Genomic DNA, 17024 nt, shown 5'->3' on the forward strand with positions numbered 1-17024 from the left:
TCGTCCCGCCATTCGGACGATCCTGTCTCGACATATGACACACCGGTGACAGGGCGGCCGATTCGTCCCTACGATCCCTACCTATGAAGCATCAGCAGGCGGACCTCACGAAGCGGCGGGCAGTAGACCTGTGTCGCGTCGCCGCCATGCTCTGTCGCTCCATCTAGCGGTGTGAGCCCTTCCGCTCCACCGGCCGTCGACGGCCTTTCCCGCGTGACCGCCTCCGCGACCTGCCCCGCCGCCCCCTGACGCCTTCCCGCGCAGGACTTCGCCGGCCGTAGTCCGCAGCGCCGCGCACCAGCACCACCCCGCAGCAGCACCAGCACCGTCCCGCCGCACACTGCCCCGGAGGAGAACACCATGAGCCGCAGCGACGTCCTCGTTGACGCCGACTGGGTCGAGGCCCACCTGAACGACGCCGACGTCGTCATCGTCGAGGTGGACGAGGACACGTCCGCCTACGACAAGAACCACATCACCAACGCCGTCCGGATCGACTGGAAGAGCGACCTCCAGGACCCGGTCCGCCGTGACTTCGTGGACCAGGAGGGCTTCGAGAAGCTGCTCTCCGCCAAGGGCATCTCCAACGACGACACGGTCGTCCTCTACGGCGGCAACAACAACTGGTTCGCGTCCTACGCCTACTGGTACTTCAAGCTCTACGGCCACCAGGACGTCCGCCTCCTCGACGGAGGCCGCAAGAAGTGGGAGCTCGACTCCCGCGACCTGGTCGACGGCAAGGACGTCCCGAACCGCCCGGCCACCCAGTACAAGGCCAAGCCCCAGGACGCCTCCATCCGCGCCTTCCGCGACGACGTCGTGGCCGCGATCGGCAACAAGAACCTGGTCGACGTCCGCTCGCCCGACGAGTTCTCCGGCAAGCTGCTCGCCCCGGCGCACCTCCCGCAGGAGCAGTCGCAGCGCCCCGGCCACGTGCCGAGCGCCCGCAACATCCCGTGGTCGAAGAACGCCAACGACGACGGCACCTTCAAGTCCGACGAAGAGCTGACCGCCCTCTACGAGGCCGAGCAGGTCGACCTGGCCAAGGACACCATCGCCTACTGCCGCATCGGTGAGCGTTCCGCGCTGACCTGGTTCGTGCTGCACGAGCTCCTGGGCCAGGAGAACGTCAAGAACTACGACGGCTCGTGGACCGAGTACGGCTCGCTGGTCGGCGTGCCGATCGAGCTCGGCCCGAACAAGTAACCAGCGGCGCGCGTCGCCCCGTACGCGGTACCAGCTCTCTCTAGGACAGGACAGAGAAAACATGTGTGGAGCACAGATCGGCGGGCCCGACCTCGCCACGCTCAAGCCCGGTGAGACCGCCATCCAGGGCCAGGTGACCAAGGACGGCGAGCCCGTCAGCGGTTACGTGCGCCTGCTGGACTCGACCGGCGAGTTCACCGCCGAGGTCCCGACCTCGGCCACCGGCCAGTTCCGCTTCTACGCCGCCACCGGCTCCTGGACGCTGCGGGCGCTCGTCCCGGGTGCCCAGGCGGACCGTGCCGTCGTCGTCGCCGAGGCCGGCGGAGTGACGGACGTGGCGATCGCGGTCTGACCGCCGCTCCACGTATGACCGGCCGGAGGGCCGCACCCCAGGGGGTTGGACGCCACTGGAACGGGGTGCGGCCCTTCGCGCCGTCCGGGGTCGGTGCGACCCTTCGCCGCCGCCCCGGCTCAGCCCTACCCTGGGGGTATGTACGCCAAGCGGCGCCGGGTCTATTTCCTGATGATGGGCGGATGCCTGTTCCTCTTCGTCTCCGCCTGGGCGGTCGTGCGCCTGTGGTCGGTGGAGGCCGCCGTCGCGCTGTGCGTCGTCGCCATGGTCATCCCGCCGATCGCCGCGATGACCGCGAACCGGCGGGGCCCGGAGGACCGGTGGTGGGACGACCCCTCGGGCGATCCCAAGTCCGATGAGTGGTGGGACGAACTGGACGGGAAACGACGCCCCCAGGACCGCCGCGAGGACCGGCGGGAAGAGTAGAACCTCCCGGTATCAAAATGTAATAAGGGCGCATACAACCGGGCCGCGCCGCAGGCTGTCTCCCCTCTGTGCGTCGGTACACGGACCGCCGCCACAGTCCTGTGGGGGGACCACCCTTGGAAGAAGAACAGACCCCGCCCGCGCCCCGGAGACGGGGAGGGCGGCGCGTCGCGCCGCTCGTCGCGGGTGCCCTCGTGCTCGGCGTCGTGACCGGCACGGTGACCGGCTACGCCGTCCAGTACGGACGCCCGCCCACCCCGCTCCCGCCGCTGGCCCGGCAGGACCTGGCGACCCCGGCCCCGCTCGCCGCGAACGACGCGACCACCGACCGGACGATCAACGCCAACCGGTGGGACAAGGCGGACGAGGATCTGGCGAAGAAGCTCCTGGACGCCCCGGCCGGGGCGAAGGACGCGGAGTCGGGGTACGAGTCGCCGGACGAGTTCGCGGCGCACTACTACGAGAGCCCCGAGCGGGGCTTCACCTCGCTGGTCGACGACAAAGTGCGCCGGATCGCCACCGCGAGCTGGAAGGAAGGCGAGGACACCTACGTCGACGTGCGGCTCCTGCAGTTCCGTGACCGTGACGGGGCGGACGGTTGGAGGAAAGGCCAGTCGACGTACATGCGGCAGGACGATTTCGCGGGCAACGACGGTTACGCCCTGGCGGGAGTCCCCACCGACTTCGGCCGCGCCTGGCTGGGCAAGACGAAGCAGAAACCCGGCTACCTTCCCATCCGCACGGGCCGGGTGCTGGTCCGCCGCGGTGACATCGTCATGGACGTCGGGATCGTGAACGAGCGCGGCGACCTCTCCGAGGGCGAGATCGACGATCTGGCCAAGAAGCAGTTGGAGCGCCTGTGAGCGTGAGCGAGCACACGGACGAGGTCGTGACCGCGGCCGAGCCGCACGAGGAACCGTCTTCCCCTGCCGCGCGGCCGCGTACGCGGCGCAAGAGGACAACCTTGATCTCCGCCGCCCTGGGACTGGCCGTCCTCGCGGGTGCCGGCTTCGCCGCGTCGGCCCTGCTCGACACGGCCGACCGCAGCTCCCCGACGCGGTACTGGCATCCGGCCGGAGCGCATTCCGCGAGCGAGCCGAAGCCCGTCCCCACGGTTCCGGTCAACGCGCTGGCAGCCAAGCTGCTGCCGCTGGACCCGGGCGGCCAGCCCGGGCCCGACACGGACGGTGAGGGCAACGACTTCTACGTATCGGGCGAAAGCGCCCTCCAGACGTTCAAGAGCTCCCGCTCCGGCCTCTCCGAAGAGGCGCGAGCCGGACGCGACAAGGCGCTGGCCGGTCTCAAGCTCAAGGGCGTGGCCGGGCGCAGCTACAGCGCCTGGCGGAGCGGGGCGGTGAGTGAGATCGAGCTGATGCAGGCCGACCCCCAAGCCGTCTCCTCCCTCGCGGAGGTGAACAAGAAGGTGTTCGACGTATTGGAGAAGGCCGGAGGCACCCGGCGGGCCCCCGCTGTGGACGGCTTCCCCCAGGCCGAGTGCGCCCTGTCGGACGTCGTCGACGGCCGGTCGGACGCGAGTACGCACAAGGGCAAGCTCGACTCGCTGGAATGCGTGGCGGCCGAAGGGGACGTCTTGGTGAATTTCCGGACGTACGGCTCCGCGATCAATGTGAACAAGGCTGTCGACCTGTTCGAGAAGCAACTGATCCGTCTCAAGGCCCCCGGGGAGTCCGCGTGACCGAGCAGACGACCACCGGGGTCATGTCACCGGACGAACCGGAGGGGCCCCAGGAGCCGGCACGTGGTGACGCGGCGCCGAAGGACCGTCGCAAGTTGTTCGCCGGGCTGCGCTGGACCGCCGCCGTACTCGTCTTCGCGGTCGCCGGAGCGGGCACCGCCTACGGGATCGTGCGCCAACAGCGGACCGACCTCCCGGGGCTGTCGACGCGGTCCGACGGCCGCTGGGCGTACCCGGCGCAGGCCCTGCCCGCACTGCCGGCGGGCGCTCCCCTCCCCGGGGGCGCGGACAACGAGGGCGCCGTTCACTACGCGGACCTGGGCACCCTGCTGCTGACGCCGCCCACGGGCGCCCGGTCCGACGCCGGGTTCAAGGCGGACAAGGACGGGATCGTGTCGTCCGACGCGTTCTTGGAGGAGTACCGGGCCGAGGACCGGACGAAGCTGAAGGAGTCCCTCGACTGGGACGGGCTCCGTAGGATCGCCGGTCGGGCCTGGATCACGCCCGACGGCACCCGGACCCGTATCTACCTGCTGCGCTTCCACTCGTCGAGCTTCACGGACGCCTTCCAGGGCTGCCGGCCGGACGTCCGGCTGTCCGGCGCCGCGACGCTCGCGCTGGACGCGCAGTGGGACAAGCTCGGCGGCGAAGGCAACACCAATACGGCCAGCAACGGCAGCGACTTCGAGGTGTACGAGGAGCCCAAGCCCTTCGGGGAGGAGCAGACCCGGTTCGGGTGCCTCCAAGCGGGCGACGTACAAGCCGTGATCATCCAGTCCCGAAAGGGCGGCGCGGCCATGGTCCCCTTCCACCAGACGGTGGTCCTGCAGAGCCGGCTGCTCGGCTGAGGGCGGGTACGGCCTACCTCACACAGTGCGCCGGTCCCCGGGCCAGTAGGCTTGGGGACCGGCCCCGTACCGCCCACAAAACTCCGAGGAGCACCCTGTGCTTGAGGCAGTCTTCACCTCCCTGCTGATCCTGGTCTGCGTCGGCGTGCTCGCCTTCACCGGCCTCGCCGTGAAGAAGCTGTACCAGGGCCAGCGCTGATCCCTCGCTGATCGGCCACCGCCCGCCCCGGCCCCCGGAACCCCTCACACAGATCGTCTGAGCAGCCACCCATGATCCAGATCCCGTCCGACCTGAACCCGGGCCTCGTCCCCCTCGCCTTCCTCCTCGGCACCTGGGAGGGCGCGGGCGTCTTCGACTTCCCCGGTGAGGAGAAGTGCAACTTCGGCCAGGAAGTCGTCTTCGGCCACGACGGCCGGGACTTCCTGGAGTACCGCTCGCGTACCTGGGTGCTCGACGCCGAGGGCAACAAGGTGCGGCCGCTGGAGACCGAGAGCGGCTACTGGCGCATCGACGGTGACCGCAAGGTGGAGATCGTCATGGTCCGCGACCAGGGCGTCGTCGAGGTCTGGTACGGCGAGCTCGCCGACCAGAAGCCCCAGATCGACCTGGTCACGGACGCCGTCGCCCGCACCGCCGCCTCCGGCCCGTACAGCGGCGGCAAGCGGCTCTACGGGTACGTCAAGAGCGACCTGATGTGGGTCGGCGAGAAGGCGACCCCGGAGGTCGAGCTGCGTCCGTACATGTCGGCCCAGCTCAAGAAGGTCGTCACGCCCGAGGAGGTCGCCGAGATGGCGCGCAACCTCCCGGACATGCCGGACGACGGCATCGCGTTCTTCCGCTGAGCCGGAGCCGGAGCGGGAGCCGGATCTGATCCGGGCCTGATCGGAACCGAGCCGGCGCCGAGCCGGGGCGACATCGCGTGCACGAAGGGGACCGCGGGCCGACCGCAGGTCCCCTTCGCGCGCTTACACTGGCCGGGTGGTGAGCACCGAGAGCACCGAAGGCACCGACTGGAAGACCGACCTGCGCCGGCGCGGTTACCGGCTGACACCGCAGCGCCAGCTCGTGCTGGAGGCGGTCGACGCCCTGGAGCACGCCAGCCCGGACGAGATCCTCGCCCAGGTGCGCAAGACCGCCTGCGGGGTCAACATCTCCACCGTCTACCGCACGCTGGAGCTGCTCGAAGAGCTGGGTCTGGTCTCCCACGCGCACCTCGGGCACGGCGCCCCGACCTACCACCTGGCGGACCGCCACCACCACATCCACCTGGTCTGCCGGGACTGCACCAAGGTGATCGAGGCGGATGTGGACGTCGCCGCCGAGTTCACCGCGAAGCTCCGCACCACCTTCGGTTTCGAGACCGACATGAAGCACTTCGCGATCTTCGGACTGTGCGCCGACTGCGCCGCCGAGAAGCGCTCCGGCTCCGTCTGACGGGGCCGTACGCTTGGAGCCATGACCAGCAGCCCCTTGCTCCATCTCCCCGGCGCCGTACCGGCCGAAGGCCGCGACGAGGGCGTCGCCGCCCACTACGGAGAGCTGTACGGCGAACAGCGCGCCCTCGCGGACGGCCGCGGCTTCGTGGACCTCTCCCACCGGGGGGTCGTCACCGTCACCGGGTCGGACCGGCTGAGCTGGCTGCACCTGCTGCTCACGCAGCACGTCACCGACCTGCCGCCGGGGCAGGCCACCGAGGCGCTGATCCTCTCCGCCAACGGGCACATCGAGCACGCGCTCTACCTCGTGGACGACGGCGAGACGGTGTGGGCGCACGTGGAGCCCGGCACCCAGGAGGCGCTGATCGCCTATCTGGAGTCGATGAAGTTCTTCTACCGCGTCGAGGTCGCCGACCGGACGGACGACTTCGCGGTCGTGTACCTGCCGGCGGGCTCCATCGCCGAGGTCCCCAAGGAGCTCGCCGTACGCGAGACCCCGCACGGCCGTGACGTGTTCCTGCCCCGGGGCGAACTGGAGGCCTTCGCCGCCGCGCACGCGCCGGCCGCCGGGCTGCTCGCGTACGAGGCGCTCCGTGTGGAGGCCCACCGGCCGCGGCTCGGCCAGGAGACGGACCACCGGACCATCCCGCACGAGCTGGGTTGGATCGGCACCGCCGTGCACCTCCAGAAGGGCTGCTACCGGGGCCAGGAGACGGTGGCCCGTGTCCACAACCTCGGCAAGCCGCCGCGTCGCCTCGTGTTCCTGCACCTGGACGGCTCCGAGGTGCTGCTCCCGGCGCACGGTACGCCGGTACGGCTCGCCGCGGACGGGGAGGAGGGCCGCCAGCTCGGCTTCGTGACCACCGCCGTCCGCCACCACGAGCTGGGGCCGATCGCGCTGGCCCTGGTCAAGCGGAACGTCCCGGTGGACGCCCCGCTGCTGGTCGGTACTACGGCCGCCGCGCAGGAGGTCGTCGTCGCCCCGTAGGGACGTCGGACATGGCGGGTCCGGCCATCCGACGCCTCGGGCATCGACGCGTCGGGTGTGGACGCGTCAGATGTCGATGACGATGGTGAACGGGCCGTGGTTCGTGAGCGAGACGCGCATGTCCGCCCCGAACCGGCCCGTCTCCACCGTCGCGCCCAGCGCGCGCAACTGCGCCACCACCTCGTCGACCAGCGGCTCGGCCACCGGGCCGGGCGCGGCCGCGTTCCAGGTGGGGCGCCGGCCCTTGCGGGCGTCCCCGTAGAGCGTGAACTGGGAGATCACCAGCAGCGGCGCGTTCACGTCGCTGCAGGACTTCTCGGCCTCCAGGATGCGCACCGACCACAGCTTGCGGGCCAGCAGCGCCGCCTTCTCCGGCGTGTCGTCGTGGGTCACCCCCACCAGGACGCACAGCCCCTCGCCGACGATCTCCCCGACGGTCTCGCCGGCCACCACGACGCTCGCGCCGTCCACCCTCTGCACCACTGCTCGCATACCACCTGTGTACCAGGCGTGCACCCGTCCGGGGCCGATCGGGTGGCGTGGGACTGCGTCGGCACCGCGGTCAGTGGCACGATGCAGGGAGGCGGTGCCCCCAGCACCGGTCGAGGGGACGGACACGAACGCATGAACACCTCTGGTACCTCCGTACCTGTACCCGCGCCACCCGCGTCATCCACGTCGTCGGCGGGCCGGCCGCCCGCCCAGCGGGGCGGCGGCGACCCGGGACCGACCATCCCGGCCACCGCGCTCGGGCTGCCGGAACTGCGCGCCCTGCGCCGCGACGCGCAGCGCGACGAGGCGGACCTGAGCTACGTGCGCAGACTGCTGCACGGCCGCATCGACATCCTGCGAGCCGAACTGGCCCGGCGTACGGATCCCGAGACGCCGGTGGTGGACCGGCTCTCGGAGATCCTCGCGGACGCCCCGTCCAGCCGCAGCGCCTCCGCCCGGCACGTCACGCTCGGCACCCCGCAGAGCGAGGAGTCGCGGCTGCTGGCGGCCGAGATGCTGTCGGACGTGGAACTGTCGGACCTCGGCGCGCGTACGGACGCCGAACTGCACGAGGCGATGGCCCGGTTGATCCGCTACGAGCAGCAGGTCTCGCGGCGCAGACAGCAGTTGCAGCGGATGGCGGACGACTCCAGCGCGGAGATCACCCGGCGCTACCGGGAGGGCGAGGCGCAGGTGGACGACCTGCTGGCCTAGCGCGGAGCGGGGCGGGGCGGGGGCGCCGCGCCCGGCGGCCGGCGCGGCGTTCACCGCGCGCACGAGCGGCGGACCGCCCGGAAATTCGGGCGACGTCGGCCGGGCCCACGGCTAGCGTGAGCGGCTATGAGCGCTGACATCCGGCCGATAGCCGAGCCCGAACTCCGTGAGTGGATGCAGACCATGCACACCGGGTTCCTGATGGCTTCCCGGGTGACCGACGCCGATGTCGCCCGGCGCGCCGAGCACGGCGACCTCGCCCGTACCCAGGGTGGCTTCGATAGCGACACCGGCCGCTGCGTGTCGACCTTCCGCTCCTTCACCCAGCGGTTGACGGTCCCCGGTGGGGCGGCCGTGCCCGCCACCGCGGTCACGAACGTCACCGTGCTGCCGACGCACCGCCGCCAGGGCCTGCTGACGCGGATGATGGCCGCCGAGCTGGCGGCCGCCCGGGACCGCGGCGACGTCGTGGCGACCCTCATCGCGGCCGAGTTCCCCATCTACGGGCGCTACGGGTTCGGGCCCGCGGCGAGCACCTGTGAGTGGGAGATCGACGTACCGCGCAGCGGACTCGACCCGCACCGGTCCGTGCCCGCCGACGGCGGCCGGATCGACCTCGTGGACGGCGCCGAGGTGCGCCGCGTGGGGCCCGCGCTGCACGAGCGGCTGCGCGAGCGGACGCACGGTGCGGTCGACCGGAACGCGCGTTGGTGGGACCTGCTCACCGGCGCGGACGAGATGTCGTCCGCCCCGTACCGGGAGAAGTTCTTCGCGGTGTACCGCGCTGCGGACGGCGAGGCGGCCGGGCTGGTCGCGTACCGCGCCGACGACCGGTGGACGGACGCGAAGACCCCGAAGAACACCCTGCGGGTACAGGACCTGATCGCGCTGAGCCCGGCCGCCGAGCGCGTGCTGTGGCACTTCCTGTGCTCCGTCGACTGGGTCCAGAAGGTGCGCACCGGCTACCGCGCCCCCGACGACCTGCTGCCGCGCCTCCTGCCCGACCCGCGCGCCGCCCGCCTCGTCACCGCCGCGGACTTCCTGTGGGTGCGGGTGCTGGACGTCGTACGGGCGTTGGGGGCGCGGACGTACGCCGTTCCGGGTGTCCTCGTCCTGGACGTGACGGACCCGGCGGGCCTGTCCGAGGGGCGTTACCGGCTGGACGCGGGAACGGGGGAGTGCGCCCGTACGGGGGAGCCGGCCGACCTGCGGCTGGACGTCGCCACGCTCGGGTCGCTGTACCTCGGCGACGAGTCGGCGGTGCGACTTGCGGCGCTCGGCCTGGTCGAGGAGGAGCGGCCGGGCGCGCTGGCGCTGGCGGACGCGGTGTTCCGCACGGCCCGCCGGCCCTGGTGCCCGGACATGTTCTGATCGACCCCGCACGCGCACGGCCGGCCCGGGACGCCCGTAGCATCGCCGGCGACGACTGAACCGAGGACTGGGGATACGTGGCGACACTGGTGGAACTCCTGCGCGCGGCCGGCTGCGTGTTCGCGGAGGAGGAGGCGGAACTGCTGACCGAGGCCGCCCGGGACGAGGACCACCTGGCGGAGCTGCGGGCACGCCGAGTGGCCGGCGAACCGCTGGAAACGGTCGTCGGCTGGGCGCGGTTCCACGGACTGCGCATGGAGGTGGGCGAGGGGGTCTTCGTACCGCGCCGGCGCAGCGAGTTCCTGGCGCGGCAGGCGGTGGCGCAGGCCGGTCGGGGCGCCGTGGTCGTGGACCTGTGCTGCGGGGTGGGCGCGCTCGGGGCGGCGGTCGCCTCGCGGGTCCCGGGAATCGAGCTGCACGCGGCGGACATCGACGCGCGGGCGCTGGGGTACGCCCGGCGCAACGTGGCGCCGTACGGGGGCCGGGTCCACCAGGGCGACCTGTACGCGGCGCTGCCCGCTGCGCTGCGGGGGCGGGTGGACGTGCTCGTGGTCAACGCCCCCTATGTCCCGACGGAGGAGATCGCCTTGCTGCCCGCGGAGGCGCGGGACCACGAGCCGCTCGCCACGTTGGACGGCGGCCCGGACGGCGTGGCCGTCCACCGTCGGGTCGCGGCGGAGGCCGCCCAGTGGTTGTCCCCGGGCGGCCGACTGCTGATCGAGACGAGCGCCCGGCAGGCCCCGCTGACGGCGTCGGCCCTGACGTCGGGCGGCCTCGCGGCGCGCGCCGTCACGTCGGACGAGTTCCACGCCACCGTGGTGATCGGCACCGCCCCGGCGGCCTGACTTGCCACCGGTCCGGCTCGGGCCCATCCGTTGCGGCCCGGCCCGCACGGCCTGACACAGGGCCCGGCTAGGCCCCCGCCGGCGCCTGGTTGATGCGTACGAGGTTGCCGGAGGGGTCGCGGAACGCGCAGTCGCGCGGTCCCCACGGCTGTTCGATCGGTTCCTGGAGCACCTCGGCGCCCGACGCGCGTACCTTCTCGAACGTCGCGTCGAGGTCGTCGCTGCGGAAGACGACCATCGGCAGGACGCCCTTGGTCAGCAGCTCCTGGAGCGCGTCGCCGTCGGCCTGGGAGCGGCCCGCGTGCGGGTCGGAGATGACGATTTCGAGGCCCGGCTGTGCGGAGCTGCCGAGGGTGACCCAGCGGTGGTCGCCGGAGGCGACGTCGTTGCGGACTTCGAGGCCGAGTGCGTCGCGGTAGAAGCCGAGCGCCTCGTCCACGTCGTTGACGGTGATGTGGCAGTACTGGAGGGAGATGTTCATGCCGTCCACGCTAGGCGGCGGCAGCGGGGCCCGCTTCTTCGATCCTGCTCGACGGTTCCCTCGACGGTTCCCGGGTCGGCCGGGTGTACACCTTCGCCACGCAGGCGGGCATGGCCGTCACCGCGTGGTGCTCCCGGGCCCGGTAGGCGCTGGGGGTCTCCCCCAGGATCTCGGTGAACCGCGAGCTGAACGAGCCGAGCGAGGTACAGCCGACCGTCATGCACGCGTCGGTGACGCTCATGCCGCCGCGGAGCAGGGCCATCGCCCGCTCGATGCGGCGGGTCATCAGGTAGCTGTAGGGGGTCTCGCCGTATACGGCCCGGAACCGTCGCGAGAAGTGTGCCGGTGACATGAGCGCGTGGCGCGCCATCGTGGGCACGTCGAGCGGGCGGGCGTACTCCCGGTCGATCAGGTCCCGCGCCCGACGCAGGTGCGTGAGGTTGGCGAGTTCTTGCGGGTCCATGAATCGACGGTATCACCGGGGAATCCGTCGAACCGGGGCCGTGGGAGCTTTTGCAAGCGGCTGCTTGCAAAAGTTAGCAAGGTGCGGCAGCATGGGCGCATGGCATCGCTCAACGTCGGAAATCTCGGCGAGTACCTCCGCGAGCAACGGCGGCAGGCCCAGCTTTCGCTGCGGCAGCTGGCCGACGCCGCGGGGGTGTCGAATCCGTACCTGAGCCAGATCGAGCGCGGGCTGCGCAAGCCGAGCGCGGACATCCTGCAGCAACTGGCCAAGGCGCTGCGGATCTCCGCCGAGACGCTGTACGTGCAGGCCGGGATCCTGGACGAACGGGACCGCGACGAGGTGGAGACGCGGGCCGTCATCCTCGCCGACCCGTCGATAAACGAGCGGCAGAAGCAGGTACTGCTCCAGATCTACGAGTCGTTCCGCAAGGAGAATGCCGCGGAGGCCGATCCGGTCCGGGCCGACGACGAGCAGCCCCAAGCGGACTGACGCGCGAAGACCTACGCACGAATACGCACGAAGAAGACCCACGCACCAACCGACTGTGATCCGGGAGGACCAGCACATGGCCATCGCCGATGACCTGAAGAAGACCCTCACCGACCCGACCCCCCTCTACTTCGCCGCGGGCACGGCCGACCTCGCCGTGCAGCAGGCGAGGAAGGTGCCCGGGCTGATCGAGCAGCTGCGCGCCGAGGCCCCCGCCCGCATCGAGGCCGTCAGGAACACCGACGCGAAGATCGTGCAGGAGAAGGCCAGGGAGGCGCAGGAGGTCGTGACGGCCAAGGTCGCCGAGGTCCTCGGTGCGATCGACCCGAAGAAGCTGGGCGAGACCGCGCAGGATCTGGCCCTGCGCGGGGTGGGCGTGGCCGCCGAGTACGCCGTGCGCGCGAAGGAGACCTACGACAAGGTCGCCGAGCACGGTGAGCAGGCCGTACGGGCCTGGCGCGGCGAGGTCTCCGATGAGATCGTCGACATCGCCGCCGCCGTGGAGCCGGACGTCCCGGCCCAGTCCGGGCCCGAGGCGCAGCCCGCCTCGGCCTCCTCGGACGAGGAGCAGGCCGCCGCGAAGAAGCCGGCCGCCCGCAAGGCCCCGGCCAAGAAGGCCGCCGTCACGCCCGGCGAGGAGAGCTGATCACGAGGCCGAGTGGGGCCGAGTGAAGTGATGACGGACCGGGCACCCGGAAGGTGCCCGGTCCGTTGTCCTTGGTGAGGGCGGTTCTGCCAGTAGCGTGGAGGCAGGCGGTATCGGCGGTATCAAGCGGCGGATGCGGAAGAGGCGGTCGGGCGATGTTGATGAACGGTTTCGACAACGGGGTGCTCCCCCTGCTCGGCTTCGCCATGCTGGCGCTCGCCGTCGTGGCCTTCGTGCTCGCGCTGATCGCGCGCGAGGACGCCTATCGCGCCGCGGACAAGCAGACGAAGACGTTCTGGCTGGTCATCCTCGGTGTCACGGTCCTCGTGGACTTCTTCCTGGGGATGCTGTTCCTGGAGATCGCCGGCCTGGTGGCCAGCATCGTCTTCCTGGTCGACGTCCGGCCGGCCCTCAAGCAGGTCTCGGGCGGTGGCCGGCGCAGTGGCGGCAGCAGCAGTGACGGTCCGTACGGGCCGTACAACGGCGGACGGTGACCGGCTGCTGCCTGCGGGCGAGGCCGTCGGTCGGGCGGCGGCGGACCGGGGCGGCGGCGGACCGGGGCGGCGGCTGACCGGGGCGGCGGCTGACCGGCGGACCGGGGCGGCGTCGGGTCAGCCTTCGGCGCGGGAGAGCAGCACCACCGCGACGTCGTCGGTGAGTTCGCCGCCGTTGAGCCGGCGGGCCTCGGTGACGGAGGCCTCCAGCAGGGCCTCACCGCTCAGTCCGGCGTCGAGGTGGCGATTGATCATCTCGACCATGCCGTCCTGGCCGAGCCGTTCCCTGCCCTCGCCGACGCGGCCTTCGATCAGGCCGTCGGTGTAGAGCATCAGGCTCCACGCGCCACCCAGCTCGACCTGCCGGCGGGGCCAGCGGGCCTTCGGCAGCAGTCCGAGCGCCGGACCGCTGCTCTCGTACGGCAGGAGCCGCGCCGTGCCACCCGCCCGGACGATCAGCGGGGCCGGGTGGCCGGCCAGGCACAGCCCGGCGTGGCGGCCGTCGGGGGAGATGTCCACCGTGCACAGCGTCGCGAAGATCTCGTCACAGGGCCGCTCCACCTCCAGCACCTGTTGGAGCGTGGCCAGCAGGTCGTCACCGCACAGGCCGGCGAGGGTGAGCGCGCGCCAGGCGATGCGCAGCTCCACGCCGAGGGCGGCCTCGTCGGGGCCGTGGCCGCAGACGTCGCCGATCATGGCGTGGACGGTGCCGTCGGGGGTGCGGACGGTGTCGTAGAAGTCGCCGCCGAGCAGGGCGCGGCTGCGGCCCGGGCGGTAGCGGGCGGCGAAGCGGAGGTCGGAGCCGTCGAGGAGCGGGTTGGGCAGCAGCCCGCGTTCGAGGCGGGCGTTCTCCTGGGCGCGCAGTTTCGATTCTGCAAGCTTGTACTGGGCGACGTCGGCCCGCTTTCGCTCCACGGCGTAGCGGATCGCGCGGCTGAGGAGACGGCCGTCGAGCTCGTCGCGGAAGAGGAAGTCCTGGGCCCCGACGCGGACGGCCTCGGCGGCGCGCTCGGCGTCGGCCTCGGCGGTGAGGACGAGCACGGCGTGGCGCGGGGCCAGACGCAGGACCTCGCGGAGGGTGGCGAGCGGGTCGTCCTTGTCGCCGCCGGGGTGGGGCAGGGAGAGGTCGAGCAGCACGCACTGCACGTCGGGGGTGAGGAGCCGGGCCGCCTCGGTGAGGTTGCGGGCGGTGCGGAGCCGGATGCGGTGGCCGTCGGCGTGGAGTATCTCCGGGACGGTGAGGTCGCCGGCGGGGTCGTCCTCGATGACCAGGAGGGTCAGGGAGGGCGCGGGGGCCGTCGGGGCCGGGGCGGCGGGCAGGACTGCCTGGCCGACCTGTGTGACAAGGGTGTCCCGCTGCCGCGGTACGGGTGCGGGCATCGTCTCCGGTTCCTTCGCTCCCCCCGAGGGTGCGCTCATGCGCCTGACCCTAGCGGGCCGCTGCGGGCGGGGGGAACGGCGGCGCGGGACGGAGCCCGCGTCATATGCCGTTATCGCGGGGAAAGCCCGGACCCGGGATGACCAACGTCACGGCGCGGGCGGCCTCGCGTCCCGCCTACCGAGACGGCACGCCGCCCGTTCGGATCTTCCCCGGAGCCCGGAGCCCGGAGCCCGGAGCCCCGCCCCGATCCCATCCGCCCGGCCCGCCCGCCCCCAGCCGCCCCGAGCCCATCGATCCGCCAGGCCCGGGCCGCCCGCCAGGCCCGGTCACGCGTCCGGGCGGACGACCGCCTTGATCGGCATCGAGCCCGCGCCCGCCAGGGTGATGTTGCGGCCCGGGCGCGGTGCGTGGATGATCGCGCCGTCGCCGACGTAGAGGGCGACGTGACTGGCGTCGTCGAAGTAGATGATCAGATCGCCGGGACGCATGTCCTTGATCGCCACCTTGGGCAGCAACCGCAGCTGTTCCTGCGAGGTCCTCGGGATGCCCCGACCGGCGGCCAGCCACGCCTGTGAGGTCAACCCGGAGCAGTCGTACGACCGCGGGCCCACGGCCCCCCACTCGTAGGGCTTGCCGACCTGGGCGGTGGCGAACCGGATCGCCGCCTTCCCCGCCTCCGAGGCCGCGCCGTTGATCTCCTTCAAGACGCCGGACGACAGCCAGGCCGTCTGCGCCTGGCGCTGCGCGTCCTGCTCCAACTGGAGCAGCCGGGCCTTCTCCTCGGCCTCCAGCTTGCTCTCCAGCTCCTGAGCCGCCTTGATCTTCTCCTCGATCTCCTTCTTGGCGGTCTCCTTCTTGACCCGGTTCGCCTCCAGCTGCCGCCACAGCGCGCTCGCGTCCTTCGAGTACCGCTGGAGGTCGTTTTGGGTGCGGTTCAGCTCGGCGAGCAGGTCCGCGGTGGCCTTCTCGCCCTGCCGCAGCCGGTCCGCGCCGTCCAGGTACTGGCTCGGGCTGCCGCTCAGCGCCAAGCGCGCGCCCGGCGGCAGTCCGCTGGAGCGGTACTGGGCGCGGGCGGCGGCGCCCGCGCGTTCCTTCAGCGAGGTGATCCGCTCCCGGCCGGCCGCGACCTGCTTGGCGAGCTCCACGACCCGTTCGGACTGTGCCTTCGTCTCGCTCTCCGCCTGGTTGTACGCGTCCGTGGCCGTCCCGGCCTGGCGGTACAGCTCGTCGATCTCCTTGCGGACCTGCTCCAGGGACTTGGTCCCGGGTTCCGGCGCCGTGGGAGCGCCCGGAGCCGCGGGAGAGGTGGGCGCGCCCGGCGCCGCGTACGCGGTCCCGGTGAGGCCGAGGGCCGGGGCGCTCGCCAGTACCGCCATCGCGCACAGCAGAGTGAGAGCGGAGACACCTCGCCGTCGCACTCGCTTCACGGTCCCCATGGTTCCCCCCAGGCGCCCCAAGTCGGATGAGACATCACGGACATCACCCGATATCACATCTGACTATTCATCAGTAACTTGTTGCCGACATCGGGATGGTGCCACGAGTCGGTGGATTCCGACACCCTCTGTGGATAACCCCGGAACCGCCCGACATCGCCCGGGACGCACCGAGTCGCGCGACCCCCACCCCTCACGGCTCAACGGACGGTCCCCAACACCGGTTCCCCGATGGGCGATCTTCACTCCACCGGGCGCAACGCCTCCCAGCGCACGGTCAGTTCCCCCTGCCGCCAGCGCACCGGCCCGTCCGCGAGCGGCCAATCGCCGGCCAGCGCCCGCGCCGTCCGTATCCAGCGCTGCCGTGCGCCGTAGGAGGCGTACGGGGCCGCCGCCGCCCACGCGCGGTCGAAGTCGCGCAGGAACGCGTGCACCGGCTCACCCGGCACGTTGCGGTGGATGAGCGCCTTCGGCAGCCGCTCCGCCAGGTCCGAGGGGCGCTCAAGGGAGCCGAGCCGGGTCGCGAAAGTCACCGTGCGCGCCCCCTCCGGGCCGAGTGCGACCCATACGTGGCGCCGCCCGATCTCGTCGCACGTCCCCTCGACGAGCAGCCCGCCCGGGGCCAGCCGAGCGCACAGCCGCCGCCACACCGCCTCGACCTGCTCCTCGTCGTACTGGCGCAGCACGTTCGCCGCGCGGATAAGCATCGGCGCCGCCCCGCCGTCCAGCGGGACCTCGAAGCCGCCGTGCCGGAAGCTGAGCCCGTCGCGCTCGTACGGCTTCGCCCCCGCCACCCGCGCCGGCTCGATCTCGATGCCGACCACCCGCACGCGCGGCGCCGCCTCCCGCAGCCGGTCCAGCAGCTCGACCGCCGTCCAGGGCGCGGCCCCGTAGCCGAGGTCCACCGCCACCGGCGCCTCGGCGCGCCGCAGGGCCGCCCCGTGCGTGGCCGCGATCCAGCGGTCCATCCGGCGCAGACGGTTCGGGTTCGTGGTCCCGCGCGTGACCGTGCCCACAGGGCGTCTGGGGGGCGGTGGGGTGCTGCGGGAAGCCATGCGCCGAGCGTATGCGGAGCGGGCGCGGGAGCGGAAAACGCGCCGAGCGCCCCGCTCTCCCCGTAAAGACCGGGAGGAAATCCGTCCACCCCGGAATGCGGGACGCGTCCATACGGGTTGCACTCCTTGCAGGGCGCGACCGCGCTCTGCGAGCCATGCCCTACCCCATGCCCACAGCGCGCCGTCCGAGCGAGAGGAACT

22 protein-coding genes are annotated in these 17024 nt (G+C 71.9%); 16 read left to right on the forward strand and 6 right to left on the reverse strand.

Translation table 11 applies throughout. The annotated features are described in order from the left end of the window. Window positions 1-83 precede the first annotated feature (83 nt). The 10 genes from E6R62_RS42180 (at window position 84) to E6R62_RS13920 (ending at window position 6953) form a co-directional block, all read left to right on the forward strand. Window positions 84-167, forward strand: a complete 84-nt coding sequence (locus E6R62_RS42180; protein WP_359921537.1) for a putative leader peptide — start codon at window positions 84-86, stop codon at window positions 165-167. A 193-nt stretch (window positions 168-360) separates the two neighbouring features. Next, window positions 361-1206 carry a sulfurtransferase gene (locus tag E6R62_RS13880; protein WP_136213707.1) on the forward strand — a complete coding sequence of 282 codons (846 nt, stop codon included), beginning with the start codon at window positions 361-363 and terminating at the stop codon, window positions 1204-1206. Between the two features lie 61 nt (window positions 1207-1267). After that, window positions 1268-1558, forward strand: coding sequence for a DUF1416 domain-containing protein (locus E6R62_RS13885; protein ID WP_030030422.1), 291 nt, complete (start codon window positions 1268-1270; stop codon window positions 1556-1558). A gap of 138 nt (window positions 1559-1696) precedes the next feature. Further along, the gene (locus tag E6R62_RS13890) at window positions 1697-1984 is read left to right on the forward strand and encodes a DUF3099 domain-containing protein (protein WP_136213708.1); all 288 of its coding nucleotides are present in this window, start codon (window positions 1697-1699) and stop codon (window positions 1982-1984) included. A gap of 116 nt (window positions 1985-2100) precedes the next feature. Continuing rightward, complete coding sequence (locus E6R62_RS13895; protein ID WP_136213709.1) at window positions 2101-2847, forward strand: hypothetical protein; 747 nt, start codon at window positions 2101-2103, stop codon at window positions 2845-2847. A 2-nt stretch (window positions 2848-2849) separates the two neighbouring features. Next, entirely contained in the window at window positions 2850-3680 is an 831-nt protein-coding gene (locus E6R62_RS13900; protein ID WP_136213710.1) for a hypothetical protein, read from the forward strand. Continuing rightward, window positions 3677-4528 carry a hypothetical protein gene (locus E6R62_RS13905; protein WP_240801663.1) on the forward strand — a complete coding sequence of 284 codons (852 nt, stop codon included), beginning with the start codon at window positions 3677-3679 and terminating at the stop codon, window positions 4526-4528. The genes E6R62_RS13900 and E6R62_RS13905 overlap by 4 nt, the downstream gene beginning before the upstream one ends. 270 nt (window positions 4529-4798) lie before the next feature. Continuing rightward, a complete protein-coding gene (locus E6R62_RS13910; RefSeq protein ID WP_136213711.1) occupies window positions 4799-5371 on the forward strand; it encodes an FABP family protein in 573 nt (190 codons plus the stop codon). A 136-nt stretch (window positions 5372-5507) separates the two neighbouring features. Continuing rightward, on the forward strand, window positions 5508-5963 hold the full coding sequence (locus E6R62_RS13915; RefSeq protein ID WP_206308722.1) for a Fur family transcriptional regulator: 456 nt from the start codon (window positions 5508-5510) through the stop codon (window positions 5961-5963). A 21-nt stretch (window positions 5964-5984) separates the two neighbouring features. Then, on the forward strand, window positions 5985-6953 hold the full coding sequence (locus E6R62_RS13920; RefSeq protein WP_136213712.1) for a folate-binding protein YgfZ: 969 nt from the start codon (window positions 5985-5987) through the stop codon (window positions 6951-6953). 66 nt (window positions 6954-7019) lie between these two features. Here E6R62_RS13920 and dtd read toward each other — a convergent pair whose 3' ends face one another. After that, entirely contained in the window at window positions 7020-7445 is a 426-nt protein-coding gene (gene dtd / locus E6R62_RS13925; RefSeq protein WP_136213713.1) for a D-aminoacyl-tRNA deacylase, read from the reverse strand. A 132-nt stretch (window positions 7446-7577) separates the two neighbouring features. Here dtd and E6R62_RS13930 point away from each other — a divergent pair, with 132 nt between their 5' ends. The 3 genes from E6R62_RS13930 (at window position 7578) to E6R62_RS13940 (ending at window position 10375) form a co-directional block, all read left to right on the forward strand. Next, window positions 7578-8159: an AmfC protein gene (locus tag E6R62_RS13930; RefSeq protein ID WP_136213714.1), complete on the forward strand. Its 582-nt coding sequence runs from the start codon at window positions 7578-7580 to the stop codon at window positions 8157-8159. A gap of 126 nt (window positions 8160-8285) precedes the next feature. Beyond that, window positions 8286-9530, forward strand: coding sequence for a GNAT family N-acetyltransferase (locus E6R62_RS13935; protein WP_136213715.1), 1245 nt, complete (start codon window positions 8286-8288; stop codon window positions 9528-9530). Window positions 9531-9607: 77 nt separating this feature from the next. Beyond that, window positions 9608-10375 carry a putative protein N(5)-glutamine methyltransferase gene (locus E6R62_RS13940; protein WP_136213716.1) on the forward strand — a complete coding sequence of 256 codons (768 nt, stop codon included), beginning with the start codon at window positions 9608-9610 and terminating at the stop codon, window positions 10373-10375. Between the two features lie 67 nt (window positions 10376-10442). On the opposite strand, the gene E6R62_RS13945 is transcribed toward E6R62_RS13940, so the two are convergent. Together E6R62_RS13945 and E6R62_RS13950 are read right to left on the reverse strand one after the other, a co-directional pair. Next, entirely contained in the window at window positions 10443-10856 is a 414-nt protein-coding gene (locus tag E6R62_RS13945; protein ID WP_136213717.1) for a VOC family protein, read from the reverse strand. 10 nt (window positions 10857-10866) lie between these two features. Next, on the reverse strand, window positions 10867-11319 hold the full coding sequence (locus tag E6R62_RS13950) for a helix-turn-helix transcriptional regulator (protein ID WP_136213718.1): 453 nt from the start codon (window positions 11317-11319) through the stop codon (window positions 10867-10869). A gap of 99 nt (window positions 11320-11418) precedes the next feature. Between E6R62_RS13950 and E6R62_RS13955 the strand changes: the two genes are divergently transcribed. The 3 genes from E6R62_RS13955 (at window position 11419) to E6R62_RS13965 (ending at window position 12951) form a co-directional block, all read left to right on the forward strand. Next, entirely contained in the window at window positions 11419-11811 is a 393-nt protein-coding gene (locus E6R62_RS13955) for a helix-turn-helix domain-containing protein (protein ID WP_136213719.1), read from the forward strand. A 76-nt stretch (window positions 11812-11887) separates the two neighbouring features. Then, window positions 11888-12457 (forward strand): hypothetical protein, encoded by a 570-nt coding sequence (locus tag E6R62_RS13960; RefSeq protein ID WP_136213720.1) that lies wholly within the window; start codon window positions 11888-11890, stop codon window positions 12455-12457. Window positions 12458-12612: 155 nt separating this feature from the next. After that, window positions 12613-12951 (forward strand): DUF2516 family protein, encoded by a 339-nt coding sequence (locus E6R62_RS13965; protein ID WP_136213721.1) that lies wholly within the window; start codon window positions 12613-12615, stop codon window positions 12949-12951. A 117-nt stretch (window positions 12952-13068) separates the two neighbouring features. Here the strand turns inward: E6R62_RS13965 and E6R62_RS13970 are convergent, their stop codons facing one another. From E6R62_RS13970 to E6R62_RS13980, 3 genes are all read right to left on the reverse strand, one after another. Further along, complete coding sequence (locus tag E6R62_RS13970) at window positions 13069-14370, reverse strand: PP2C family protein-serine/threonine phosphatase (protein ID WP_136213722.1); 1302 nt, start codon at window positions 14368-14370, stop codon at window positions 13069-13071. A gap of 288 nt (window positions 14371-14658) precedes the next feature. Then, window positions 14659-15768, reverse strand: a complete 1110-nt coding sequence (locus E6R62_RS13975) for a C40 family peptidase (protein WP_136213723.1) — start codon at window positions 15766-15768, stop codon at window positions 14659-14661. A gap of 242 nt (window positions 15769-16010) precedes the next feature. Beyond that, window positions 16011-16823, reverse strand: coding sequence for a class I SAM-dependent methyltransferase (locus E6R62_RS13980; protein WP_136213724.1), 813 nt, complete (start codon window positions 16821-16823; stop codon window positions 16011-16013). Between the last annotated feature and the right edge of the window lie 201 nt (window positions 16824-17024).

This window comes from Streptomyces sp. A1136 (assembly GCF_004795055.1).
In the GTDB taxonomy this organism is placed as follows: domain Bacteria; phylum Actinomycetota; class Actinomycetes; order Streptomycetales; family Streptomycetaceae; genus Streptomyces.